This window comes from Spiroplasma endosymbiont of Tricholauxania praeusta, from assembly GCF_964019535.1.
GTDB lineage: Bacteria > Bacillota_I > Bacilli_A > Mycoplasmatales > VBWQ01 > Spiroplasma_E > Spiroplasma_E ixodetis_A.
Map to the genome: position 1 here is coordinate 1,441,614 of NZ_OZ026450.1, position 24,795 is coordinate 1,466,408.

A 24,795-nucleotide genomic window follows, 5' to 3' on the forward strand; every position below is an offset into this window, starting at 1 on the left:
TTAAAATTTTTGATTTTAATATCAAAAATATATACTAATTAATTTTTAACATTGAAAAATCAAAATCTTCAGATGAAAAAACTCTGTTATTTCTTTTTAAAAATTCTTTTGTTTTATAAATTTCTTGAGAAACCAAAATATATTGTCCTTTTTTCTGTAAAATATTATTCATCACTTTTTCTGTTAAATCTAATCCTAAAGTTACAACTATCATTGCATCAACATCTAATTCTGATACATTTTCAGAGTTTTGTTTATACCTTTCTCTAAGCGTTCTTTTTGCACTAATACCAATATTAAATTTATTATATTTTACAATAAAATCATATTCAACTGAATGAACTTTTGAATCATGAGAATTATTTAATAATTCAATATTTTCTTTGAATTCTAAAAATTTCTCCTTAACTCTAGCTTCATAACTTGAACCAGCTGTAGATTTTATTGATTGATTAACACTTTCACTAATAATTAAATTAAAAACTGCATCACTATTTAAATTACTATTTTTTGATAAAAATTTAATTTTTTCATTTAATTTTAATATTTCATTATTTGATGTATTTAAAATAAAACTACTTTTATCATTATCAAATCTTATAAGCATATCAATTATTAATGAAAAAATTACTCTAAAACTATATGGATATTCTAAACTACTAATATCATACTCTATACTAAGTGGATCATTTATACTACTAATTTTTTTTACAAATCTGGAATTTGTAAATGTTTTAACTTCTTCTCATAAAAGTTCTTTTAATTGAAATAAAGAAATTGCAAAATCTAAAAAAATAATAAAATTATTTACATTTTTATTATTTGTTAATAATAATTCAGATATAGCTAACGAAAGTAATGTTTACTCATATCTTGAAAAACAAAATCAATCGCGTTTTTAATATTTGGTCAATAATTTGGTAATATTTTTCTTATATTATGTTTTATAGCAAATCAAAAATGTTCAATTGGATTTAAATTAGGAGAATATGGTGGAAGAAATAATAGTTTGCATCCAACATTTTCAATTAATTGTTTTGTTGCTTTAGATTTATGAAACGTCGCATTATCTAAAACTATAATTTGTCCACACTTTAATACTGGAATTAGTATATTTTTAACATATGATTCAAAAATTTTACTATTGCAATGTCCTTCAAATGCTCATAGAGCTTTTAATTTACCTTTATTTAGTGCACCAATTATACTCATTCTCTTTATTTTATATGCAGGTTTATTATCAAATAATCTTTTACCTTTTTCAGACCAACCATATTTATAAAATTCATTATCATCAATTCCAGATTCATCAATATATACCAAATCTTCATTCATTATTTTCGCTATTTCTTTTAAAAAATCTTCTTGTTTATTTTTATCTCTTTGTTCATATAGAAAAGTTTTTTTTATATGTATAATTTAGTTTTTTGAAATAGTTATAAACTGTTTCTTTTGTCATATCACCAAATTTTTCAATTACTTTTTGAACTGTAACATCTTTATTTTCTGCTAAATAATTTTTTAATTCATCTAAATCCTTTATTTTGTGGCTATGTCCTTTTTGATAATTCAAAATTGGTTTTATATTTCCGGTTTTTTGCTTTCTTTTTCTTCATAAAAATAAAGTCTTTCTAGTGATATTGAACACTTTACAAATTTCTTTAATTTTCATGTTTTTACTTTCATAAACTTCTATTACTTTTCTTCGTAAGTCCTCACTGTATGGTTTTGGCATAATTTAATCTTCCTAATCTATTTTAATTATTGCTGAATTATACTTGTAAGTGCAAGAATTGTTTAAATTACATATTATTATTTTACATTATTTATGAGTAAACATTACTTTCGTTAGCTATATATTATTTGATTCGCCATTAGTTTTATAATTTAATATACTAATAATAAGTTCATATCAAGATTTACTATCCAAATTTTTATTTTTATTTTGGATGGGTTACACTTTATTGGACACTAATTACGTAGACAAGTTCACAAATTAGTTAAAAGAAAGGAAAATAATTATGGCCAATATTAACTCATATTCAGATGAATTTAAAAAACAAATAGTAGCTTTATATCAAAGTGGCAAGTCAGTATCTTGTCTTGTTAAAGAATATAACGTTACAAGAGCGGCTACTTATAAATGAATTAAGCAATTTACTAATTCAGGCAGTTTTAAAACCAAAGATAATCTTTCTGATTTAGAAAAACAATTAATTCAAGCAAATAAAGAATTAAAACAATTACGAATGGAAAATGATATTTTAAAGCAAGCAGCACTAATAATAGGCAGAAAATAGAAATTATTGCAAATAATAAATCTAAATATAAAATTCGCACAATGTGTCGTTTTTTAAAACTCTCTAAATCAACATATTATTTTAATTTAAAGAAAAAAAATAAAAATCAAAATAATATTTATGATGAAGCTGTTATTAGTGCTTTTAAAGAAAATAAAGAAGTTTATGGTACTAGAAGATTAAAAGTCATACTAGCAAACCAAGAAATTTATTTATCACGCAGAAAAATTAAACAAATTATGAATAAGCATAATTTAATATCAAAATACACTAAATTATCATTCAAAAATCATCATAATAAAGTCAATGATAGTCAAATTACCAATCTTGTTAATAGAAACTTTAATAATAAAATTAAAAATGAAGTTATTGTTAGTGATTTAACTTATGTTCAAGTTAATGGTAAGTGAAACTATATTTGCTTATTAATAGACCTATTTAACCGCGAAATTATTGGACATAGTGTAGGTACTAAAAAAGATGCATCATTAGTATATCAAGCATTTATGCACTCAAATCGCTGTTTAAAAGATATTGAAATATTTCATAGCGATCGCGGTAACGAATTTAATAATAAAACTATTGATAAACTTTTATTAGCATTCAACATAACTCGATCTTTAAGCAAAAAAGGCTGTCCTTATGACAATGCTGTTGCTGAAGCAACTTTTAAAACTTTCAAAACTGAATTTATTAATGATAAAAATTTTACATCATTAATCAAATTAAAATTAGAATTATTTGATTATATCAATTGATACAACAACATAAGAATTCACAGCACCTTAAACTACCTAACTCCAGTTAATTATCAAAAACAAGTGTCTACCAAAAAACAGTCCTAAAAAGGGTTGCCATTCCACTATTAAAAACAATGGCGGTGGTCATACAATGATAGAACCATCAGAAAATGTTTCATTATTATCAATGATATCTTCTAATCTTGCGGGAAAAATAGCTGAAAAAATTATGGTAGGAAAATCAATTCCTCAATCAGCCTCACATGACATACAAAATATTTTAGAATTATTAGATGAACTATCAAAAATAAATTTAAGTCATAAAATACCAAAAATTTTACTAAAACAAACACAAGAAACCGTAAATACATTAATAGAAAATTATAAGACAATACATTTAATTGCAATAATGTGTCTTGTTAAAAATGAAAATAATAAAGAAGAAATAGAATTTATTTATAAATATAAAGAGTTGCCAAAACACATCAAATGTAAAATAGAACAAGATACAAATTTGAATAATTTTTTAAATTCAGAATTTAATGTTGAAAGTTTTAAAAAATATCAAAATTATAGTTTTGAAGACTTTTTTAAATATGAATTGTTTGAATTTAAGACATTATTAAATTTCTATCCAAATTTAAAATCTGAAGCAAATGCTTATGAAAACTTTAGTAATAAAATAATTGATTTGTGTTTGAAAAATGATTCATTGAAATTAAAAATTATTAAAGAATATACAAAAGTAGTTGAAGAAATTGTTAAAAAATCAATAACAGTAGCAGAAGATTGAAATAATGCATCTATAAATTTTACTGAAACTATTTTAAGTAAAATATTATGAAAAGAAATACCATTTTATTCACAATAGACATATTCCATAATTAAATTTAATCAATTGTCAATAATACTTTTTATAAATTTTTTAGTGTTATTAATTATAAAAGTTAATATTTTCCGAAAAAATAGTTTAAAAATAAGTTTCTATTTCGAAAATAAAAAAATGTTAATAATATTTTTATATTAACTTGATAATAATTTCAATTTTAAAAAATATATTTTTGATTTTTTTTATTTTAATGGTTTTATTTTATTAAAAATTTTACAAAGTAAGTTAAATCTTAAGTACATAAGTCTAAATTTACTTTTTCTACATTTATTTACTAAAATTTTGAATCTTTTTAATCAAGCAAAAACATGTTCAACTTTGATTCTAATTTTAGATACAATCTTATTATATTTTCTTTCTTGTTTAGTTAATTTTTTATTTTTACTTTTTTTAATTGGTATTATTGTATTTTCATAAATATTTTGTATACCTTGATATCCTAAATCACCAATAATTATTGTATTTTTAGAAAATACAAGATTTGAATTTTTTAATATTTGAAAATCATGCACTTTGCCATTATCAGCAAAAATATCAACAATATTTTTATTAAAAAAATCATATACAATTTGAAATTTTATAGAATACATTCAACTTTTACCAGAAAAATATTCTAACTGTAGTTTTTTTTAGTTGGTCTTTCAATTTCAATCTCAGTTGAATCAATTAAATAAAATTGAAATTCATTTAAATTTTCTTGTTTTTTATCATTTTTTGATTTATATTTTTCTTTTAAAAATTGATAATCTCTATCATTACTAAGTTTATTTTCAACTCAAGTAATATTTCGAAAACAGCTTGAAGGACTCATTTTATATTTAATACTCATTTGAAAAAAAGTATAATATTCTTTTCAATATTCAAGTGTCATCATCAATCTTTCTTCAACTGAAAGTTTATTTTTTCGACCTTTAGTTTTTTCTAATTTTTCTATTTCAATTAATTTTTCTAACATTTCATTAAAATGAAAATGTTTTATACCAAAATATCTATAAAATTTATCATTTTTTAATTTTTTTAAATTTTCAAAAGCCATATTTATCAACACCTTATTAATTCATTAATAAAATAAATTATAAAATTATTACTTGATTTTTCAAAAAAATAATTACGGAATATGTCTAATGAAATAAAACAGATATAGATTTTATTAATCAAGAAAATAGCAAAGTTTCAACAAGTAAAGGTCAAAGTTCTAGTAATAAATTACAAAAAATATAAATCTTAGATACTTTTAAACTTTAGACATATTACGCAACTAATTAATTTTAAAAATTGAAAAAATATTTAATATTTTATTTCATTAATTGATTTATAGTAGTGTTTGGAGAAATTATAAGGTAGCGATGTTATTAATTTTTATCCATATATAATTTCATATATCCTTGAAATGAAATGAAATAAATTACCTTTTATACACTGAAAAAAGTTTTAAAAATATTATAATAAATAAATGATATATTTGAATATGTCACCATAAATCTAAAAATTTTAAAGAGGTATAAAATGAAAAGAATATTAAATATTTTAAGTTGTTTAACATTTAGTGCATTAACTACTATTAACATTAACGCTTGTGACTTTTTTGATAACAACTCTCACAAATCAAAACCTTTGTACGAAAATGAAGAATGATTTAATGGCACAAGTTCTCAATATGAAGGCAATATTGTAGACAATATCAATATAATGTCTTGAAAAAAATATCATTTAGATTGACAATCATTTATTAAAAAGTATCAATTGTTAAATTTTGATGATAAAGCAATTATTAAAGTTGAAACTGCCACATATAAAAACTGTATATGACATAATTTACCATCTCAAATTACAGGACCTAACTTATCAGTTAATACAGCAAAAATTAACACATCAAGTAACACAAATGATGAAAAAAACAAAATTTGTTGAAATATAGAATTTATGTATTATTATGGCAGTTGATTTACTCCGTTAGTTTTTATTCATATCTATGCTCAAGCATTTTTTTGATATAGTAATAATGGCAATATATATTTATCTATTCATTTAAAAGAAGAATCAAAAAATGCTGTAGAAGGAGCACACTTTAAACTTCAAATAAATAGTACATATTTAAGCTAAATTTATTAATTATAATAATGAAAAGGGGACAATATAACAATGAATGATGAAGATGAAAAATGTGACTTAGAAGTTAAATTAATTTTAGCAAAACAATATAAAAATGATCAAATCAAAGAATTCTTAGTAAAACTTATAAATTCAAAAAAAGAAGAAAATAAATTTTATAGTAACTTAGAATTACTGGCGGATGTTTCACTATATTATAAAAAAATTAAAAAAACTGTTAAAATAACAAATAATATTTTGGAAATAATAAGCAAAATTTTAAAATTAAATGATACTGAAATAAATAATTTTTTAAGTTTAAGTTGAAATAAAATTCAAGAAATAACTACAGAAAAAATCATAAATATCGAAGAAATTAATGATTTATTAAATGAACCTTTTGTAAATACTTCATATATTAATCAAAAAAATTTAATATAGATTTCTAATTTAATATCTTTCTAAAATACTTACATTAACTTCATAAATAACACTCAAAAGTATTATAAATACTATTTTATTTTTGAAATAATGTAAAATTATTTTATAAAAGGGTTAAAGTTTGAAAAAGGGGTATTTTATGAAAAATTTAAAAAGTATACTATCAATTGTAGGTGTTTTAGGATTTACAGCAGCAACAACAAGCAATGTCACTGCATGTATAAGTAATATAACAAGTAATTTTCAAGAAATAACAAATTGAAAAGAAAATAATGGTGAAATTCAAAGCTTAGTTAATAATAAAAATACTATTTATGCAGGAACCAAAACTGGTGATGACAAAGGTAATTTATTTAAAATTACAAAAGATGATACAACAACACCTTTAACAAATTGAAAAGAAAGTAATGGTAAAGTTCAAAGTTTATTAAATGTTAATGATACGATCTATGTTGGAACAAAAACTGGCGATGGCAAAGGTAATTTATTTAAAATTACTGATGATGATACAATAATAGCACTATCTAAATGAGATGAAAACAACGGTGAAATATGTAGTCTATTAAACATTAATAATACTATTTATGCAGGAACAAAAACTGGTGATGGCAAAGGTAATTTATTTAAAATTACTGATGATGATACAATAACAGCACTATCTGATTGAAAAGATACTAATGGTGAAGTTCGTGGTTTACTAAATGTCAATGGCACAATTTATGTTGGAATTAAAACAACACCCGTTGATAATGTATATACAGGAAAGTTAATTAAAATTACAAAAGATGACACAATAACAATATTATCAAAATGAAATGTAAACAATGGTGAAATTTATAGTTTAACTACTTCAACAAACGAAAATATTTATATCGGAACTAAAACTGGTGATGGTCAAGGATATTTATATAAAGTTAAAGAAGATGGTGAAAATACAGTAGTAACTAACTGAAAAGATACTAATGGTGAAGTTTTAAGTCTAGTTAATGATAATAATACAATTTTTGTTGGAACAAGAACTACTGATGGTAAAGGAAGATTATTTAAAGTTGTCTATACAGTAGCAATTGGTATTTTTAGTTGAAGTAGCAGTGGTGGCGAAGTACATAGTTTATTAAATGTCAATGGTATTGTTTACGCTGGAACTAAAATTAATGATAATAAAAGAAAACTATTTAAAAGTTTAAATCCAGAAGGATAATAAAAACTAATTAATTTAATTTATTAACTTCTTTTAAAAAAACCTAAAATTTAATTTTAGGTTTTTTATTATTTTTATCCTGTATAATTTTCAAACTTACCTCATTTTGGAATAAAAACAGTTACTACTTTTCCTGTCGGGCCGTTTCGATGTTTAGAAATAAGAATTTCAGCAAGATTACTTTCTTGTGAACTTGTTGTTTCTTCGCTATTTTTTTCCTTATAATAATCATCACGATATAAAAACATAATTACATCAGCATCTTGTTCAATAGCCCCTGACTCACGTAAATCAGACATTAAAGGGCGTTTTTCTTCACGTCTCTCCACCATTCTTGATAATTGTGATAAACAAACAATTGGTACTCTTAATTCTCTTGCCAAAATTTTTAAACTACGAGAAATATTTGAAACTTCTTGTTGACGTGATTCACTATCTCTACCAGTTAATAACTGTAAATAATCAATAATTACTAACTTAATGCTATTTTCACGACTTAATTTTCTTAATTTAGTTTGCAACTCTAAAACTCTTAAACCAGGTGTATCATCAATAATAATTCTTTTTTGTTTCAATTGCTCAGCAGTAGCACTAATACGATTTCAATCAGCCTGTGTAAATTTAGACTTATTACGTAAACGATTAGCATCAAAATGTCCTTGACAAGAAATCATTCTTGTAATTAATTGATCTTTTGGCATTTCTAATGAAAAAATAACAACAACATCGTTTTTATTATCTTGTTCATTAGCAGCATTTAAAGCAAAATTAAGTGCTAAGGCGGTTTTACCCATTGAAGGTCTAGCTGCTAAAATAATTAAGTCACCTCGTTGAAAACCACTAGTAATCATATCCAAATTGTTAATACCTGAACTTGTACCAGTAATATTAACTGTTGATTTTTGTAGTTGTTCAATTTTAGTTACCACATCATCAATGTGTTCACTAATTGGCAACATCTCTTCATGATTACGTTCACTACTTACTTGTACAATTTGAGCTTCAGCAGCAATTAAAACTTCATTAATTGACTTTTCACTTTGTAACTCTTTACCAATATTTTTTAAAGCATTTTCTAATTGTCGTTTAGTAGTTCTTTCAATCAAAATATCAATGTGTTCTTTTAAATTAGCATCAGTAATATATTGAGCCACTAAAGAAGATAAATATTCAATTCCACCAATTTTATCCAAATTATTTTGCTTAACTAATTCTTCGGCAATAGTTGTTACATCAATACCGGAATTATTTTTATAAAGATTGGTAATTGTTTTAAAAATAATTTGATTAGAATTAATTGTAAAGTCATGTGGTGCCAATAAATTTAATGCACTTTCACATGCTGGTGATGATTGAATCATCGCACTTAAAACATTAACTTCTGCATTATTTATATATTGACCATTGTTAGACATAATTATTCTCCTAAAACTTCAACCTTTAATTGTGCAATAATTGTAACATCTAATTTAATATTAATGTTAGTTATACCTAATTCATTAATAGGATTAAATTTAACAAATTTATGTTTATCAATTTTAATGTTATATTTTTGCACTAGTTGTTCACAAATTTGTTTTGAAGAAATAGCACCAGAAACTTTACCATTATTACTTTTTAATTTAAATTGTAAAGTAATTAAAGCTAATTGTTCTTTAATTTTTTGTAAATCTTCTAATTCCATTTCTCGTTGTATTTTTTTATTTTCAATTACTTTTTGATTAATTTTTAATGCTTCTGATGTAGCAATTACAGCTAATTTTCTAGGTAATAAATAATTTTTACCATAACCATCACTAACATTAACAACTTCACCTTTTTTACCATAATTTTTAACATCCGTTAAAAGTACAACTTTCATTGTAAACATCTCACTTTCTATTTTAATAATTTTTAATACCTTTCAGTAGTAGCACTCTCACTTTGATATACGCCACTTTCAATTAGTTTTACCAATTCATCATACAATGCTCTAATTCCCAATTTACTACTTTGGACAGCAGCAGCACTAAAGTGACCACCACCACCTAAGTTTTCACAAATAATTTGAACATTTATTTCACCGTTGCTTCGTGCTGATAAACAGGCACGTCCTTGACGATCATAAGCAATAGTAAATGATGCTTTACAATCACGTAAGTCTAACAACATTTCTGAAATTTGGGCTAAATATGAAGTATGTACTTCTAAGTTTTCATCACCAACAGCAACTAAAAATCCTTTTTTAATTTCTTGGGCGTGACTAATTAAAGCAAATTTATCAATTAGTTCATTTAAACTATTTTTCAATAATCCTTTAACTTTAGAAGGAGAAGCTCCTCAATCAGTTAATAATCCACAGGCTTCAAAAGTTCTTCTTGTTGTTCTTACTTGGAAATTATTAGTATCAATTAAAATACCTGCAAACATTATATTTCATAAAAATTCTGATTCAATATTATTAAAATCATTATAATAAATAATTTCTGTCATTGCTTCAGCTGTTGAAGAAGTTCCTGCATCAATATAAGAAGTAATGGTACTACTAATTGATTCATCAGAAACACGATGATGATCAATAACAATAATTTTTACAGCTTTACTTAATAAATCAGGACTATCAACGCGTTGTGGATTATGAGTATCAACAACAATTAATAAAGTATTTGCATGAAGAAATTTAAGTGCTTGTTTACCAGTAATAAAATTACGACTAATATAACTTTCAGGAACAAGTTCATGAAGAATTTTTAATGTTTTTTCATCAACTTCATTTTGATTAATAACATAATGAGCACTTTTATTTAAACTTTTAGCAATTTCAATAATAGCTGTTCCTGAAGAAATACTATCAAAATCAGCAGTCGCATGTCCCATAACTAAAATGTTTTCTGCTAATTTTATTTCATTATATAATGATTGTGCAAACATTCTAATATTAATTTTAGATTCTGATTGTTTTGCTTCAATAGTACCTCCAATAAAAACTGTATTACCACCAAATTCACGAATAACTACTTGATCACCACCACGATAAACTGCTAACTCTTTACTTTCAATAGCCAAATCATATAGATCTTTACTAATAGCATTACCATAAGAGAAACCAGCAGATAACGTAATATCTGCTTTAAATTTTTTAACACCTTCTCGAATATTTTTAATAAGTGGAAAGTTATCATTTCTTGCTTTATTAAATTCATTTTGATAAAGTAAAATATTGTAACCATCTTCAATATTACCTAATAATAAACCTGAATAATTATTAGCAAAATCATTTAATTCAGTTTTAATAAATGCTTCAACACGAATTTGATTCTCAACTCTTAATTTTTGTAAAGAATTATAAAAATTATCAATACTAATTACACCAAAAACTAATTTTTCTTGCTGTAATTTATTATATAAGAAATGATATTTAGTTGTTTCTTGTAACAAAATTGTTCTAGTTTGTACTAAATAAATAGCATCATAAAGCATATCTTCAATTTTAAGTGTAATTTGAGTAATATTATTACTAATTAATTGTTCTAAATCTCTTGATAGTTTAACAATTGATTTTCCAATTAATCTACCTAAACCTTTATCTTCTAAAAATTCACTTACTCACATAATTGATAAATCACTATCCAAAACAATCATACCAACACTACCAAAAGTTAAAGCTTGTGCATTATTTAATTTTATGATTTCGGCTGTGTTAATATAACGATGACGAATTCATAAACTAAATAAAAAAATATAAAGACAAACAATAATAAAATTACCTAAAACTAAACTTAAAATTACAGTAATAGTGACCACTTGTTCTGCTGTCTCAATATTAACAATAAAATAAGTCAAGCCAATTAAAATTTCAACTACTAATCAAACAATCATTATTAAATGATAATTTCTTAACGATTTGAACACTTTGTCACTTCCTTCTAATATTATTAATTATACTATAACACTAATACTAAAAACAGCCATTATCTTTTATGTAATATAATACTATTAAGGTCTTTTTATTTTAATTTTAAACTATTATTTAAAATAAAATATTTTTAAGATAAAAATAAATAAAAATTGAGTAAGATTTGTAAACTTACTCAATTTTTTATCTTGAATATCTTAATAATCCCATGATTTGGGCACGTTTTATATTTTTAGCAATTAAACGTTGATACTTTGGATTAGTACCTGTTGTTCTTGCTGGCAAAATTTTGTTATTATTACCCATAAATTTACTTAGTAATTCAATATCTTTATAATCAATATAAGTAATATTATTTTTAGTAATAAAACAAGATTTTCTTCTTGTAAAATTTCTTGGTTTACCAGTGTTCATAATTATCCTCCTTTAATTATTTAAATCTCAAATGATATCTTCTTCATCAAATTCTATATTTTGAATAGCAGCTTCTTTTTCTTGAAGCTGATTAATATTAGTAAAGGCAATATCAGTACTATAATTAGGACTTTTAAAAGCATCATCTAAATGAATTTTATTCTCATCTCTTGGTTTTGAATAATTAATATTAGCATTATTACCACTACTATCTTTTTTACGATTATCTAAAAAAGTAACAGTTTGTGCAACCACTTCAGTAATATATAGTTCTTTTCCATTTTGATCGGTTGATTTTCTTACTGACAGTCTTCCTGAAACTGAAATTAAAGAACCTTTAACTAAATAATTAGTCATATTTTCAGCAACTTTATTTCAAGCCACACACGAAATATAATCAGCTTGATTTTGAATATTATTAACTGCAAGTGTAAAAAAAGTAAAAGGTTTTCCTGTTGAAGTTTGATGTAACTTTAAATCACGAGTGATTCTACCAATTAATGTAACAATATTCATTTTTTATCCTCACTTTTAACTTAGATTTTATTAATCTTTTTGTTCAGTATTCGATGCATTATTATTAGTATTTGTTTTTGAATTTTGGTAATTAGTTTTTGTACGATAAGATGATTCAGTACCAGCGATTGGTCTTGGTTTTCTTTCACCATTTTCATCACGATTATAAGAAGGACGATTTCCTGGTCTTGTTGGTCGAGAGAAAGAACTAGATTCTACTTGACGTTTTGGTTTAAACTTATTAACTTTTTCACTATCTAAATTAATAACTAAAAAACGCATTACGTCTAATTGTCTTTGTTTATTTAAAGCTACACGATTAAAGTTAGCAATGTTTTCTGGTGAAGTTAGCACTTCAATAATAAAATAATGACCCTTAACTTTTTTGTTAATAGGATAAGCAAATTGACGAATAGAATCTTGTTCTTTAGTAATTTTTCCAGCATTTTTAGTTAAAATTTCACAAAATTCTTTTTTAATTAATTGTGCTTTTTCTTGATTTTGATCATCAACGATGTACATAATTTCATAATTATGCTTTTGTTTTAAATCTTCCAATGTTCGAAGACCTCCTTTTGGGCATATGGCTCTGATGAGCAAGGAGTAAATATATTAAGTTTGATTTTTAAATATTTGACTCATACAATATTATAACGTAATTACCTTTAAAGTAAAGGAAAAATAACAATAATTATTAATATAACATGAGAAAAAATGACTAAATAAAAATTTGATTTCAATAAGAAATTTTATTTTATATAATCAATTATTTTTTGTACTATTTCCTTAGGAGTTAAATCATTAGTGTCAATTACTAAAAAATTAAAGTTATTTTTTTCTTTTTCATATCACTGTTCATATTTTTTATTTAATAAACTTCAGTATTCATGAGGTACATGTTTTTCTGATTCACGACCACGAAGGTTTATGCGTTCAATTGTGTTTTCAAGATTTGCTTTTAAATAGACAATTAAATCAGGCTTAATTTGTGGATCAAAATAAAGTGATGAAATAATAACATTATTATAAAAATTTAAATACACTTCATAATCTCTATCATTCATATTGTTTTGAGCTTTTAATACCTCAACAAAAATAGGATCTTCTAAAATACTACGATCAAAAATAACATTGTTAAAATTTTGTGCTTCTTTTAATTGTTTACTTCGTGCCATCAGCATAAATACTTGCATTTTAAAAGCATATTCTAAAGGATTTTGATAAAAATCATCTAAATAGGGATTACTAGTAACTGGCTCGTCCATAATTTTATATTTTAATAATTTTGCTAATTCTCTACTAATAGTGCTCTTACCAACACCAACTACACCAGATAATACAATTTTCATTTTTTGCCTCCCATAATATATGATTATAATTAATTTATCTTAATATATAAATTTTCTCCCTCCAAATAAAAAAACATTTAATAAATTAAATTTTACTTTTACTAAAACTCGTTGCTTATATTTTCAAAGATTAACGTAATATCAATTAACATTTTTTGAAATTATTGATAATACACTTTCTTGATTCTACATACCTTTTAATAACTATATTTATCATAACATATAAATTTTACTCTAACTTAAATCTATTATTTTTAGTTAACTTCCATATTAGTATTTTTAAATTTATTATTTATATAGCTAACGAAAGTAATGTTTACTCATATCTTGAAAAACAAAATCAATCGCGTTTTTAATATTTGGTCAATAATTTGGTAATATTTTTCTTATATTATGTTTTATAGCAAATCAAAAATGTTCAATTGGATTTAAATTAGGAGAATATGGTGGAAGAAATAATAGTTTGCATCCAACATTTTCAATTAATTGTTTTGTTGCTTTAGATTTATGAAACGTCGCATTATCTAAAACTATAATTTGTCCACACTTTAATACTGGAATTAGTATATTTTTAACATATGATTCAAAAATTTTACTATTGCAATGTCCTTCAAATGCTCATAGAGCTTTTAATTTACCTTTATTTAGTGCACCAATTATACTCATTCTCTTTATTTTATATGCAGGTTTATTATCAAATAATCTTTTACCTTTTTCAGACCAACCATATTTATAAAATTCATTATCATCAATTCCAGATTCATCAATATATACCAAATCTTCATTCATTATTTTCGCTATTTCTTTTAAAAAATCTTCTTGTTTATTTTTATCTCTTTGTTCATATAGAAAAGTTTTTTTTATATGTATAATTTAGTTTTTTGAAATAGTTATAAACTGTTTCTTTTGTCATATCACCAAATTTTTCAATTACTTTTTGAACTGTAACATCTTTATTTTCTGCTAAATAATTTTTTAATTCATCTAAATCCTTTATTTTGTGGCTATGTCCTTTTTGATAATTCAAAATTGGTTTTATATTTCCGGTTTTTTGCTTTCTTTTTCTTCATAAAAATAAAGTCTTTCTAGTGATATTGAACACTTTACAAATTTCTTTAATTTTCATGTTTTTACTTTCATAAACTTCTATTACTTTTCTTCGTAAGTCCTCACTGTATGGTTTTGGCATAATTTAATCTTCCTAATCTATTTTAATTATTGCTGAATTATACTTGTAAGTGCAAGAATTGTTTAAATTACATATTATTATTTTACATTATTTATGAGTAAACATTACTTTCGTTAGCTATATATGTATATTGTCCTTTATAGGTTAATTTTATAAAATTAATATGATAAAACCAAACTAATAATTTTGTACTATTAATAAATAGAGGTGAATTTGTATGAATAACGACTGAGAAACATTTTTTAATTCTTCTGTACTAAAAATGAAAAAAGCAATAATTTCTTATAATAACTTTTTAGAAGATGATAGACTAGAAAATTTTTATATTTTTGCACATATAGCTTTTAATAGACTATTTATAGCTTTTTGTATAAAAAATGATAAAAAACAAAAAATTAAATTTTTTAACGAATTGTCTAATATATTAAAAAAGGAATCTGTCATAACTTCTGATGCAAAAAAAATAATAGATTTATTTAATAATATAAGAAATGAAATACATCACAATATTCATAATAATATAGACGATAAAACAATAAATTCAATAGAAAATGTAAAATTTTTGACTAGTTTAATAAACTTGTACAAAAGAATAATTTTTGAAATTTGACCCGATTTTAAATTATATGAAAACATAATATATTTTAATAATGATAATAATAATAATTTTAATATACCATTAGAAAATACTTACATGATAAAAGTAAAAGAAATTATTAATAAAGAAGAATTGCAAAATTTCTTTAAAGAATATGCTAAAAATATTATCATAGCAAATCATGATAGTAAAAAAGAAAACAATATTATTCTAAAAAAAGATTTAGACCCTAATGAAATAACTAAAGAAGATCTTAAACCTTCAGAAGTAGTAAGTGAATTAAAAACTCAATTTGATTCAAAATTTAATAAGATAGATTTTACAAATATATTAAAATATTTTTGTGTTTTTTCTTTACCAAATGAAAATAGCAACTGAGAGCCTTGAAATATGTCTAATAATTATGAAAAATTAACCATATCTAATAAATTTAAAAACCATTGTTATAAATTAGACATTACAAAGAGTATTTTATATAAGAAATCTATAATTAAACTTTTACTTAATTTTTTACAAAAATATCCCAATAATTATAAAAACTTCTTGAAAGAACAAAAAAATTTAATAATAAAGGTAATATAAATGATTTTTTATAATTTTTTTATTAATTTTAATTTAAAGTTTAATATTTTATTTAAACATTAAAACCTAAACTTTCCAAAAAATATTTCTTATATAGTAGGCAATAATAACGTAGAACCACAAACAATAAAATACATTATTAAAAATAAATTTATAAATAAGAAAAATTAATTTGTAAGATTATTAGCATTGACTATATAATATTAAATTTGAATTTATTTATTTCAAAAAATAAATTTTTAATAAAATAAATTATGATATTATTTTAAAGCGTATTATTTTCTGAAATAAATAATAAGTTACTAACAATGTAAATTTAGACTTTAAATTTATCAATTGTTATAATAAGAATAAATTTGTAAAGGGTCAGGTGAATTTTTATGTACAGTGAAAGTTTAAAAAATAATTTAAATGAAGATATTAGTAAGCATTTTACACACTTAAAAACAATAGAAAAAGATTATAAAATTACTCATGAAGGTGTATCAAGAATGGTAATGCTTGATCGTTATGCACAAAAAGACAAAAATTTAATTACTTTAAAACGAGGTGATTTGGTAATTAGTATTATCCGTGAAGACGCTATTTTTCCAACTAGAGGAATTGGTTATGTTGTTGAAGAATTAGAAAATCAAGTTTATGCTATCAAAATTGAAGATGAATACCTAGGTTCAATTGATCCTGAACTAATAAAAATTTCTGGTAAAGCCGGTATTATCCACAAACAAAAATATGAACTTGAAAAACCACTAGAGTTATTTTATGAACAAATTGCTTATCGTGTTGGTAAATCATTAACTACAAAAGAATCACCAAAATTAAGATCTGTTTATTTATCCGAATTTTATGAGCAATTAAAATCGCTAAATATAGTACCTGCCGGAAGAGTTTTATATGGGACTGGTAGTGATTCTAATGTTACTTTTTTTAACTGTTTCGTAATGCCTTTTATTCATGATTCACGAAGTGGAATTGCTGCCCATCGTCAAGAAGTTATGGAAATTATGTCACATGGTGGTGGTGTTGGTTCTAATGGTTCAACACTAAGACCAAAAGGTACTGTTGCTAAAACAGTTGGTGGTAAATCTTCAGGAGCTGTTTCTTGATTAAACGATTTATCTACATTAACTCATTTAGTAGAACAAGGTGGATCACGACGTGGCGCACAAATGATTATGCTAGCTGATTGACATCCAGATATTACCGAATTTATTATTTCAAAAATGCAAAATGCAAAAATTTTATTATGGTTAAAAGAAAATTCAAAATCAAGTTTAATTCGTGATGAAGCAAGTAAAAAATTAAAATTTGAAGTACTTAATGACCAAGATCGCAATATTTTTGAATCAATCTTAAATAATGAACAACTTTTTAATGAAGAAATAATAGAAAATGCTAAAAATAAACTAGCACTTGGTGGATCTTGAGAAGTAATTAAAAGCGATTTTTTAACCGGAACTAATATTTCAGTAACAATTAGTGATGAATTTATGAATGCCGTTGCAACAAATGGTAAATGAAATTTACGTTTCCCTGACTTAGATAATTATACTGTAACTCAAAAACAAGCTTATGATGAACATTGAAATAAAATTGGTGATGTTCATGATTGAGAAAAAATGGGTTACCCAATTAAAACTTATTATACAATTAATGCATCTGACTTATGAGATTTAATTAATTTCTGTGCTACATATTCAGCAGAACCTGGTATTTTTTTCATTGATAGAGCTAATGAAATGACTAATGCTCAAGCATATGGTATGCGTGTTGTTGCTACTAATCCTTGTGGTGAACAACCATTAGCACCCTATTCAGTTTGTAATTTATCAGCAATTAATTTAGCTAATTTTGTTAATAAAAAAACGAGTGAAATTCTTTACGATGAACTAAGTAAATCTGTAACAACTTGTGTTCGTATGCAAGATAATGTTATTGACAGCACTCCATACTTTTTAGAAGCAAATAAAAAACAAGCACTTGGTGAACGAAGAATTGGTCTAGGAGTAATGGGTTTACATGATTTACTAATTTGAAGTAATCTAAAATACGGCTCAAAAGAAGCTAATGAAGTAGTTGATAAAATTTTTGAAACTATTACTACTAGTGCTTATCGTGCATCAATTAATATTGCTAAAGAAAAAGGAAGTTTTCCATTTTTAAAATCACGCGAAGCATTTATTAATAGTGGCTTCATGAAAACAATGCCTGAAGACATCAGAAATGATATTCTTAAATATGGTATCCGTAACTCACATTTATTAACTGTTGCTCCAACAGGTTCAACCGGAACTATGGTTGGTGTATCAACAGGACTTGAACCATACTTTGCCTTTTCATATTTCCGTTCAGGAAGACTTGGCAAATTTATGGAAGTAAAAGCAAAAATTGTAAATGACTGATTACAGTATCATCCAGAATTTAAAGAAAAACCATTACCAGATATTTTTGTTTCAGCAATGCAATTAACACCTGAAGATCATGCTAATGTACAATGTATTATTCAGCGTTGAGTTGATTCTTCAATTTCAAAAACTGTTAATGCTCCAAAAGGTTACACTGTTAAAAAAGTAGAACAAATATATTACAAATTATATAAAGATGGAGCAAAAGGTGGAACTGTTTATGTTGATGGAAGTAGAGATAGTCAAGTCTTATCTTTAACCGATGATGATAATCAAATGCAAGACCAAGTTAACTTAAGTGATCTTGGTCTAACTGAAACTTTTGCCGATAGTATTAATGAAACAAAACCAATTAAACCAGGATGACGTAATGATCGTCAAGATCGTAAAATTGGTACTGATTTAGGTGATTTATGTACAATGTGTAAAGAAGGAGTCCTTGTCTTTAGCGCTGGTTGTTATACTTGCAATAATTGTGGTATTCAATCTAAATGCGGATTATAAAAATAAAAAACTACTTAAAATTAATTAAGTAGTTTTTTATTTTTGTATTTATTTACATTTTAGATGTTTGATAATTACTAGTTACATTCTGTTGTACTAAAGATGCTACTGAATGCAATTTATTTACTTCTTCACCTATATTTTTTCCTCAATCTTGAAGTTTTGTTTCAGATTTAAATGATTGATCATCTTCAAAAAATTTTTTTCTACACTCTTCATTGTACAATTTATGTTTTCTTAAAATATCAGATAAATTTTCTTCTCTTAATTCACTGTCAGATTCTATTGTTATAATATTTTCTTCTTGCAAATTTACTTCTTCTACAATACTTTCTAGTCTTTTCAATAATTTTTCTAGTTTTTTTGTCTTTTTGATTTGGTTATATTTTTCATCAATACTTGGTTTAAATTGAAGAAGTGCACCTTTAAAAACTAGCAATACACCAATAGGTACGCCCACAGTTATACCAATAGGTCCTCCCGCAACTCCAATTAAAGCACCAAATAAAGCACCTCCAATCATAGGAACACCACCTTTTATAACCACAATTCCTAATAACTCTAAATTTTTACAAATATCAGGATGTTTTTTTGATTTTTATTTCAAAATTCTTTTAATTCATTATTTATTTTTTCTATAGTTTCTTTCATCTTTTATTCTCTTTCCATTTTTTGACTACAAAGATGGTTTAAATTTATTTTCTAAAGATAAATTTTGTAATCTTGTTGAATCTTCATCTAAATTTATATCTTGTCAACCATCAGTTTTTATGTTTTCTCTTTCTAAAAATAATTTGTCTCTTGACACGTCTTTATATAAGGTTGTAACTATATCTAATAATGCATCATAACATTTTTTATCACCAATCTTTAATTCTTTAATAGTTTTTTTAAAATTACTTGCATATTCCTCATATTCTTTTAATATAAGTTTCTTATTACTTTTATCTTGAAAATAATTATCTAAAATAATTTTTCATATTTTATTTTCAATATCTCGTATTTCTCTATCTTCTTTTGATAAGAAATTATTTTTCTCATTTTTACTTTTTTCTTCTAATATTTTACATCTTTGTAACTCTAAATCTTTTACTTCTTCTTTTTTATCATCTATAAGTAAATGTAAACAAGCGATTTTTTTATTAAGTCTTGTTTTTTCATTTTTTAAATCTTCAATTTCTTTTTCATTCTTATTTTTCTTTATTTTTTCTTTATTTTTTGCTTCAATTTTTTCTATTTTTGCTTCAATTTTTTCTATTTTTTTTAATTTTATTTTTATTTTTTTTTCTGCTTTTTCAATTTCTTCAAGTTTTTCATCTTCATCAAAAAACATATATTTAAAAAATATATCTTTGCTGTGTAACTTCATATATTCTGAATTTCTTAATTTTTCTTTTTCAAGTTTTTGTTCAAAAAGAAAAACTCACTCTTCTACTATTTTCGAATTAACTAAATTTTCAATTCCTACTGCTATATTTCTACTCATTTTTCCTATTCCCTTTCAATATTTTATAAAAAACCCATTTACTTTAAAAATAAAGTAAATGGGTAAAAAACTAATCTTTTGATTTAAAATTAACACATTTTATTTTTTTTTACAATAAAATTATTCTGGGAGCGTGTCGAAGATGTCGATAACTAAAAAGTTTTAAAAATAGCTCCTTTCTTTTTTAAACCCTTAAATTAAAAATAAATGACAAAAGACGAGAATAAAAATCTTGTCTTTTTTTGTAATTGTAAAATTTTAAAATTTTTTATTATTAACATCCTTTAAATATCTACTACACGCAGTGACCAAGTAGGAGAAAGTTAATAATTAATAACCCTCTTTAACGCTATTATCAACACGTGTTAGGGAACTAAAAAAGTGAACTACAACACAGTTGTTAAAAATAGTAGCTAGAACATGTGGACTTGCATGGATAAATAAAAAGTGGAGTGATACCTAATAAAATATACTAACCATTAATGGTAATTCTTGGGGTGGGAGCGAATTGGAAACTAGTATATATAGACCTGTTGTAGGGACCTATTGTATTAATTCTATTCTTTATTTAACCAACCTTGCACTCCCCAGTGAGCAAGTGTTGGTTTTATTTTTTATTTTTTTTGAAAATTTTTTTGGGCGAGAAAATAAATTTCAAACTTGTAAAAAAAATTGAGCGGGACCGGTTCAATTAAAGTATTAATTTGTTTAACACAAATTAAATAAATATTGAATCGAATGCCTCAATGTTTTTTAAAATTTCACAATTTATTTTTGAGCCCAGAATTGCTGGAATTAATAAAACGAATAGTAGTATTATTAATAATCTAAAAATCAAAATATATGTTCTTTATGCTAGAAGCAACAGAACATATTAGAAAAGGATTATTATGCAAATAGAATTTAAAAAAGAACAAATTGTTAAAGATAAACCACAATCTATTCTTATTGATTATGTTGAATATAAATTATCACTTCCAAAATGAATGATTAAAAATAATTCTTTTATTATTGATAACAGTTACACATATTGAGTTTTTAATTTAGAAAATATTAAAAGAGAATTAAGTGGTAATGAATTAATAAAATTATTAGAACCATATATTAAAGACCAAAAAATAACTGTTAATAAACCAACTACTCCAAAAGAATATTATCTTAATGATATAAAACTTGAATCATTAACATTTTATGAACAGCATAATAGTTGATTTATTGCCGAAATAACTGATAGTAAAACAAAGATTACTAATCCTTGTTTTAAATATAACATTACGTGAGAAGAAAACAGAAAAGGTTTTAAAATAAATAATCCATATAATCATAATGATTTACCAATTAATTATATAGTTACTTCTTATAAGGAAATTTCAACTCATAATGAAAAAGTATTTTTGTTGAACATGTAAACAACATAAATTAGATTATTTATTCTTTAATACTAATGATATAAAAACAAGAAAATATTTTTTAAGAGATAAAAATAGTAAAGCAATTTGTTATGACTGTATTTTAAATATTAGGTTAAGTAGGAGGCATAAATATGGATAAAGAAAAATTAATTAGTTGATTAAAAATAAGAGAAAAAGAATATAGAAAATGTATAGAAAATAATAATAACTATAAAGGAAGATATGAAATTATATGTGTATTATTATATGAAATAAATAATGGAGACTTTGATTAATAATGGAATATGACTTAATTATTGGAATTGACCCAGCAGGAATTGGTAATAATGGAATTGTTATATATTCAAATGAAACTAATAATATTGTTTTTAATGAAACATTCAAAACTAAAACAGTTTTAGAAAGTAAAAATATATATAAAGAATATTTTAAATTAATTAAAAAACAATTTATTAATAAAAAAATATTAGTGATTGTTGAAAATTTCTTTTTAAGTTCAAAACAATTATTAACTAATCCATTAGCAACTCCTAAAATTATTGGCGCTTTAATGGTATTAGTAGAAGATGTTATGAACTGAGATTATTTAGAAAGTGAACCAAAAAATAAAACTAAAATAGAAAATTATAAAGGAAATATAAAATTTACAAAACATGAACAAGATGCATATAAGCATATTCAATATTATTTAAGGAATTATAAAAATGAAAGATAAAGCAAATTATGTCAAATTAACAGTAAAACTTAGTAACACTATTGAAGCAAAATATTACGAAAAAGGTAATAAAGAATTATATTATAGTGTTCGTGGTCAATGAAATGGATTAAACTATGTTACTTTAATTTTTAACAACCCAAAATTTTATAGACGATGTATTTTATTAAACAAAAATGATGAAATTATAGTATCTGGTCAAATCTTTAATACTTTAAACATCCCTAAAAATCGTGCATTTTGTTCAATTAATGTTAAATGATTTAAAAAATGAAAAGAGTAAAAAATGATATTATGAAAAATTTTATTAATAGTACCAATATTAATAACAAGCATAACACTAATAATATTTTTAATTTATATAATTAAAGATTTAAAAAATGAATATAAAGTTTTAAAAATATTAAGTGAAATTTCTAATCAAATTGAAAATAAGGAGAATAAATAATGAATAGATGTACATTTTCACAAACTACTAAATTTACTAGTTTAATACCACCACATGATGAACATTTTGAACAAATACAATGTGAAAATATGACAGAAGAGCAATTTGATGAATATGGAAGAGTATATTGTAAAGAACATAGAAATAAAGTTGATGAAATTAATAATTCAAGACATAAAAATTGTATTAATAAAGAAAAAATAATTGAATATTTAATTGAACATGACACATTAGATATGGAATTAATAATTGAATATTTAGAAAAAGGTTAATTTGATAATGAATAAATGTGAACATGAAGATGTGAGTATTGAATTAGTATTTAGATGTGATAATTGTAAAGCTGTTCAATTTCAACATCCAAAAAATAATAAGGAGAAATAATTATGAAAATTTGTAAAAATTGTAAAGAAAATTATAATTGACCAAATTGCGAAAATTGTTTTAAAAATAATGATAATAAAAATTAAAAAGAATAATAAATGTGGTTATGGTAGAGTTTTTGCTCATAAATGTAATAACTTATGTAAACAAAAACAAAATAAAAGAGTTAGGAAAGAAAGGTTAAATTATGAATAAAGAAAAATTAATTAAATATATTAATGATTTAATTGAATTAGAGCCAGCACGGAGAACGGATGTAACATTATTTATCTTAAATAAACTAATAGAAAATGGAGAATTTGACTAATGATAATATTACCTACTTTATTTGAAAATAAAGATGAAATTGAAATATTATCACCATTTCCCAAATCAATTCATACAAGTAATGATATTAGAGCAATTATTTTAAGACAATATCCAAATGTTAAATCAAAACACATAATTGTTTCTGACCCAGAAAGTAATGTTGCATTAATAGTTGGTGATAATGATGTTTATCAAGGTTGAATTAAAGTAACAGTTAAAAAATTAGAAATTAAAGGAGAATAGAAAATGCCAAGTATAGAAAATCAATCAAATTATACTTTAACTAAATTAATTAGAACTGGAATAAGTCCAATTTGTGCAATGATTGGTACAAGTGCTTATTATGGTCAAGTAATAGATAATCCATTATTAGGTTCAATTAATAGTTTATTATTTGGTAAAAAATTAGGTTTAGATATTTGAAATTTAAATCAAAGACCAAATACAAAAACTAAATTAATTAATAGTACTAAAAAAATATTATTAGGTTTAGGAACAATTGGTTTAGCAAATTATAGTAAATGAACAGAAAGTAATATTAGTCCTATTATTCCAACAACACCAATTCCAATAACTACTACAACTACAACAGAAGGTCCTCCATGATTACTATTAAATAAACAAGAAAATCAGTCATTAATGGACTGAGATACATATATTAGTTTAAATGCTTATGCAGTACCTACCATAATTGCTGGTGCAAGTGAAATTATCCATAATTTACTACCTATTGAAACTACACATCATAATCAAGAAATGCAAGAAACTTCATTTACAAATGAAACTGCAAGATTAATAAATGATAATAGATTCACAATTAATAGTGAAACAACTAGTCAATATGGTAGTGATAATATGAGCGAAGTACCATTAAATCATGATAATGCTTCACTAAATTGAGATTATAATCACATGAGTTTATAAAGG

Annotated in this window: 32 protein-coding genes; 16 read left to right on the forward strand and 16 right to left on the reverse strand. The window is 23.5% G+C overall.

Going from position 1 to position 24,795, the window contains the following annotated elements; all coding sequences use genetic code 4:
• Positions 1–34: 34 nt before the first annotated feature.
• The 3 genes from AACK96_RS08060 to AACK96_RS08070 form a co-directional block, all read right to left on the reverse strand.
• Entirely contained in the window at positions 35–607 is a 573-nt protein-coding gene (locus tag AACK96_RS08060; protein WP_338974275.1) for a hypothetical protein, read from the reverse strand.
• A 239-nt stretch (positions 608–846) separates the two neighbouring features.
• Positions 847–1,419 (reverse strand): IS630 family transposase, encoded by a 573-nt coding sequence (locus tag AACK96_RS08065; RefSeq protein ID WP_338975134.1) that lies wholly within the window; start codon positions 1,417–1,419, stop codon positions 847–849.
• Entirely contained in the window at positions 1,376–1,735 is a 360-nt protein-coding gene (locus AACK96_RS08070) for a helix-turn-helix domain-containing protein (protein ID WP_338973555.1), read from the reverse strand. The genes AACK96_RS08065 and AACK96_RS08070 overlap by 44 nt, the downstream gene beginning before the upstream one ends.
• Before the next feature lie 286 nt (positions 1,736–2,021).
• On the opposite strand from AACK96_RS08070, the gene AACK96_RS08075 reads away from it, so the two are divergent.
• Together AACK96_RS08075 and AACK96_RS08080 are read left to right on the forward strand one after the other, a co-directional pair.
• Positions 2,022–3,145 (forward strand): IS3 family transposase gene (locus tag AACK96_RS08075; protein ID WP_338973306.1). Its coding sequence is split into 2 segments (ribosomal slippage): positions 2,022–2,265 and positions 2,265–3,145, totalling 1,125 coding nucleotides; the frame shifts between segments, so codons are not numbered across the junction.
• A 46-nt stretch (positions 3,146–3,191) separates the two neighbouring features.
• Positions 3,192–3,911 carry a hypothetical protein gene (locus AACK96_RS08080; protein ID WP_338974277.1) on the forward strand — a complete coding sequence of 240 codons (720 nt, stop codon included), beginning with the start codon at positions 3,192–3,194 and terminating at the stop codon, positions 3,909–3,911.
• A 200-nt stretch (positions 3,912–4,111) separates the two neighbouring features.
• Here AACK96_RS08080 and AACK96_RS08085 read toward each other — a convergent pair whose 3' ends face one another.
• Complete coding sequence (locus AACK96_RS08085; protein WP_338973314.1) at positions 4,112–4,519, reverse strand: transposase family protein; 408 nt, start codon at positions 4,517–4,519, stop codon at positions 4,112–4,114.
• 23 nt (positions 4,520–4,542) lie between these two features.
• Positions 4,543–4,965 (reverse strand): transposase family protein, encoded by a 423-nt coding sequence (locus AACK96_RS08090; protein ID WP_338973316.1) that lies wholly within the window; start codon positions 4,963–4,965, stop codon positions 4,543–4,545.
• 470 nt (positions 4,966–5,435) lie between these two features.
• On the opposite strand from AACK96_RS08090, the gene AACK96_RS08095 reads away from it, so the two are divergent.
• The 3 genes from AACK96_RS08095 (at position 5,436) to AACK96_RS08105 (ending at position 7,662) form a co-directional block, all read left to right on the forward strand.
• Positions 5,436–6,032: a hypothetical protein gene (locus tag AACK96_RS08095; RefSeq protein WP_338974279.1), complete on the forward strand. Its 597-nt coding sequence runs from the start codon at positions 5,436–5,438 to the stop codon at positions 6,030–6,032.
• Positions 6,033–6,071: 39 nt separating this feature from the next.
• Positions 6,072–6,461: a hypothetical protein gene (locus AACK96_RS08100; protein WP_338974280.1), complete on the forward strand. Its 390-nt coding sequence runs from the start codon at positions 6,072–6,074 to the stop codon at positions 6,459–6,461.
• A 139-nt stretch (positions 6,462–6,600) separates the two neighbouring features.
• Complete coding sequence (locus tag AACK96_RS08105) at positions 6,601–7,662, forward strand: hypothetical protein (protein ID WP_338974282.1); 1,062 nt, start codon at positions 6,601–6,603, stop codon at positions 7,660–7,662.
• 74 nt (positions 7,663–7,736) lie between these two features.
• Here AACK96_RS08105 and dnaB read toward each other — a convergent pair whose 3' ends face one another.
• The 9 genes from dnaB to AACK96_RS08150 all read right to left on the reverse strand — a co-directional run bounded on the left by dnaB (position 7,737) and on the right by AACK96_RS08150 (position 15,025).
• On the reverse strand, positions 7,737–9,077 hold the full coding sequence (dnaB, locus tag AACK96_RS08110; protein ID WP_338974284.1) for a replicative DNA helicase: 1,341 nt from the start codon (positions 9,075–9,077) through the stop codon (positions 7,737–7,739).
• Positions 9,078–9,079: 2 nt separating this feature from the next.
• Positions 9,080–9,523, reverse strand: a complete 444-nt coding sequence (rplI, locus tag AACK96_RS08115; protein ID WP_286641879.1) for a 50S ribosomal protein L9 — start codon at positions 9,521–9,523, stop codon at positions 9,080–9,082.
• 32 nt (positions 9,524–9,555) lie between these two features.
• Positions 9,556–11,553 (reverse strand): DHH family phosphoesterase, encoded by a 1,998-nt coding sequence (locus tag AACK96_RS08120; RefSeq protein WP_338974286.1) that lies wholly within the window; start codon positions 11,551–11,553, stop codon positions 9,556–9,558.
• A gap of 187 nt (positions 11,554–11,740) precedes the next feature.
• On the reverse strand, positions 11,741–11,971 hold the full coding sequence (gene rpsR, locus AACK96_RS08125; protein ID WP_174481285.1) for a 30S ribosomal protein S18: 231 nt from the start codon (positions 11,969–11,971) through the stop codon (positions 11,741–11,743).
• Between the two features lie 12 nt (positions 11,972–11,983).
• Positions 11,984–12,487, reverse strand: a complete 504-nt coding sequence (locus AACK96_RS08130; RefSeq protein ID WP_338974288.1) for a single-stranded DNA-binding protein — start codon at positions 12,485–12,487, stop codon at positions 11,984–11,986.
• A gap of 30 nt (positions 12,488–12,517) precedes the next feature.
• Positions 12,518–13,045: a 30S ribosomal protein S6 gene (gene rpsF / locus AACK96_RS08135; RefSeq protein ID WP_338961413.1), complete on the reverse strand. Its 528-nt coding sequence runs from the start codon at positions 13,043–13,045 to the stop codon at positions 12,518–12,520.
• A 191-nt stretch (positions 13,046–13,236) separates the two neighbouring features.
• The gene (locus tag AACK96_RS08140) at positions 13,237–13,836 is read right to left on the reverse strand and encodes a deoxynucleoside kinase (RefSeq protein WP_252320085.1); all 600 of its coding nucleotides are present in this window, start codon (positions 13,834–13,836) and stop codon (positions 13,237–13,239) included.
• A gap of 300 nt (positions 13,837–14,136) precedes the next feature.
• The gene (locus AACK96_RS08145) at positions 14,137–14,709 is read right to left on the reverse strand and encodes an IS630 family transposase (protein ID WP_338975134.1); all 573 of its coding nucleotides are present in this window, start codon (positions 14,707–14,709) and stop codon (positions 14,137–14,139) included.
• Complete coding sequence (locus AACK96_RS08150) at positions 14,666–15,025, reverse strand: helix-turn-helix domain-containing protein (RefSeq protein WP_338973555.1); 360 nt, start codon at positions 15,023–15,025, stop codon at positions 14,666–14,668. The genes AACK96_RS08145 and AACK96_RS08150 overlap by 44 nt, the downstream gene beginning before the upstream one ends.
• 217 nt (positions 15,026–15,242) lie before the next feature.
• Here AACK96_RS08150 and AACK96_RS08155 point away from each other — a divergent pair, with 217 nt between their 5' ends.
• Both AACK96_RS08155 and AACK96_RS08160 read left to right on the forward strand, forming a co-directional pair.
• Entirely contained in the window at positions 15,243–16,205 is a 963-nt protein-coding gene (locus AACK96_RS08155) for a hypothetical protein (protein ID WP_338974289.1), read from the forward strand.
• Positions 16,206–16,585: 380 nt separating this feature from the next.
• Positions 16,586–19,114 carry a vitamin B12-dependent ribonucleotide reductase gene (locus AACK96_RS08160; RefSeq protein ID WP_338974291.1) on the forward strand — a complete coding sequence of 843 codons (2,529 nt, stop codon included), beginning with the start codon at positions 16,586–16,588 and terminating at the stop codon, positions 19,112–19,114.
• Between the two features lie 52 nt (positions 19,115–19,166).
• Here the strand turns inward: AACK96_RS08160 and AACK96_RS08165 are convergent, their stop codons facing one another.
• On the reverse strand, positions 19,167–19,637 hold the full coding sequence (locus tag AACK96_RS08165; protein ID WP_338974293.1) for a hypothetical protein: 471 nt from the start codon (positions 19,635–19,637) through the stop codon (positions 19,167–19,169).
• A 153-nt stretch (positions 19,638–19,790) separates the two neighbouring features.
• Positions 19,791–20,600, reverse strand: a complete 810-nt coding sequence (locus tag AACK96_RS08170) for a hypothetical protein (RefSeq protein ID WP_338974295.1) — start codon at positions 20,598–20,600, stop codon at positions 19,791–19,793.
• Between the two features lie 890 nt (positions 20,601–21,490).
• Between AACK96_RS08170 and AACK96_RS08175 the strand changes: the two genes are divergently transcribed.
• The 9 genes from AACK96_RS08175 (at position 21,491) to AACK96_RS08215 (ending at position 24,792) form a co-directional block, all read left to right on the forward strand.
• Positions 21,491–22,009 carry a hypothetical protein gene (locus tag AACK96_RS08175; protein WP_338974297.1) on the forward strand — a complete coding sequence of 173 codons (519 nt, stop codon included), beginning with the start codon at positions 21,491–21,493 and terminating at the stop codon, positions 22,007–22,009.
• A gap of 134 nt (positions 22,010–22,143) precedes the next feature.
• Positions 22,144–22,287 (forward strand): hypothetical protein, encoded by a 144-nt coding sequence (locus AACK96_RS08180; RefSeq protein WP_338974298.1) that lies wholly within the window; start codon positions 22,144–22,146, stop codon positions 22,285–22,287.
• Positions 22,288–22,289: 2 nt separating this feature from the next.
• Positions 22,290–22,727: a hypothetical protein gene (locus tag AACK96_RS08185; RefSeq protein WP_338974300.1), complete on the forward strand. Its 438-nt coding sequence runs from the start codon at positions 22,290–22,292 to the stop codon at positions 22,725–22,727.
• Complete coding sequence (locus AACK96_RS08190; RefSeq protein WP_338973567.1) at positions 22,717–23,010, forward strand: hypothetical protein; 294 nt, start codon at positions 22,717–22,719, stop codon at positions 23,008–23,010. Before AACK96_RS08185 ends, AACK96_RS08190 begins: the two co-directional genes overlap by 11 nt.
• 3 nt (positions 23,011–23,013) lie before the next feature.
• Positions 23,014–23,175 carry a hypothetical protein gene (locus tag AACK96_RS08195; RefSeq protein ID WP_338974302.1) on the forward strand — a complete coding sequence of 54 codons (162 nt, stop codon included), beginning with the start codon at positions 23,014–23,016 and terminating at the stop codon, positions 23,173–23,175.
• Complete coding sequence (locus tag AACK96_RS08200) at positions 23,175–23,447, forward strand: hypothetical protein (protein WP_338974303.1); 273 nt, start codon at positions 23,175–23,177, stop codon at positions 23,445–23,447. Before AACK96_RS08195 ends, AACK96_RS08200 begins: the two co-directional genes overlap by 1 nt.
• 181 nt (positions 23,448–23,628) lie before the next feature.
• A complete protein-coding gene (locus AACK96_RS08205; RefSeq protein ID WP_338973528.1) occupies positions 23,629–23,754 on the forward strand; it encodes a hypothetical protein in 126 nt (41 codons plus the stop codon).
• A 111-nt stretch (positions 23,755–23,865) separates the two neighbouring features.
• Entirely contained in the window at positions 23,866–24,111 is a 246-nt protein-coding gene (locus AACK96_RS08210; protein WP_338974305.1) for a hypothetical protein, read from the forward strand.
• A gap of 3 nt (positions 24,112–24,114) precedes the next feature.
• Positions 24,115–24,792 carry a hypothetical protein gene (locus AACK96_RS08215; protein ID WP_338974307.1) on the forward strand — a complete coding sequence of 226 codons (678 nt, stop codon included), beginning with the start codon at positions 24,115–24,117 and terminating at the stop codon, positions 24,790–24,792.
• The last annotated feature ends 3 nt before the right edge of the window (positions 24,793–24,795 follow it).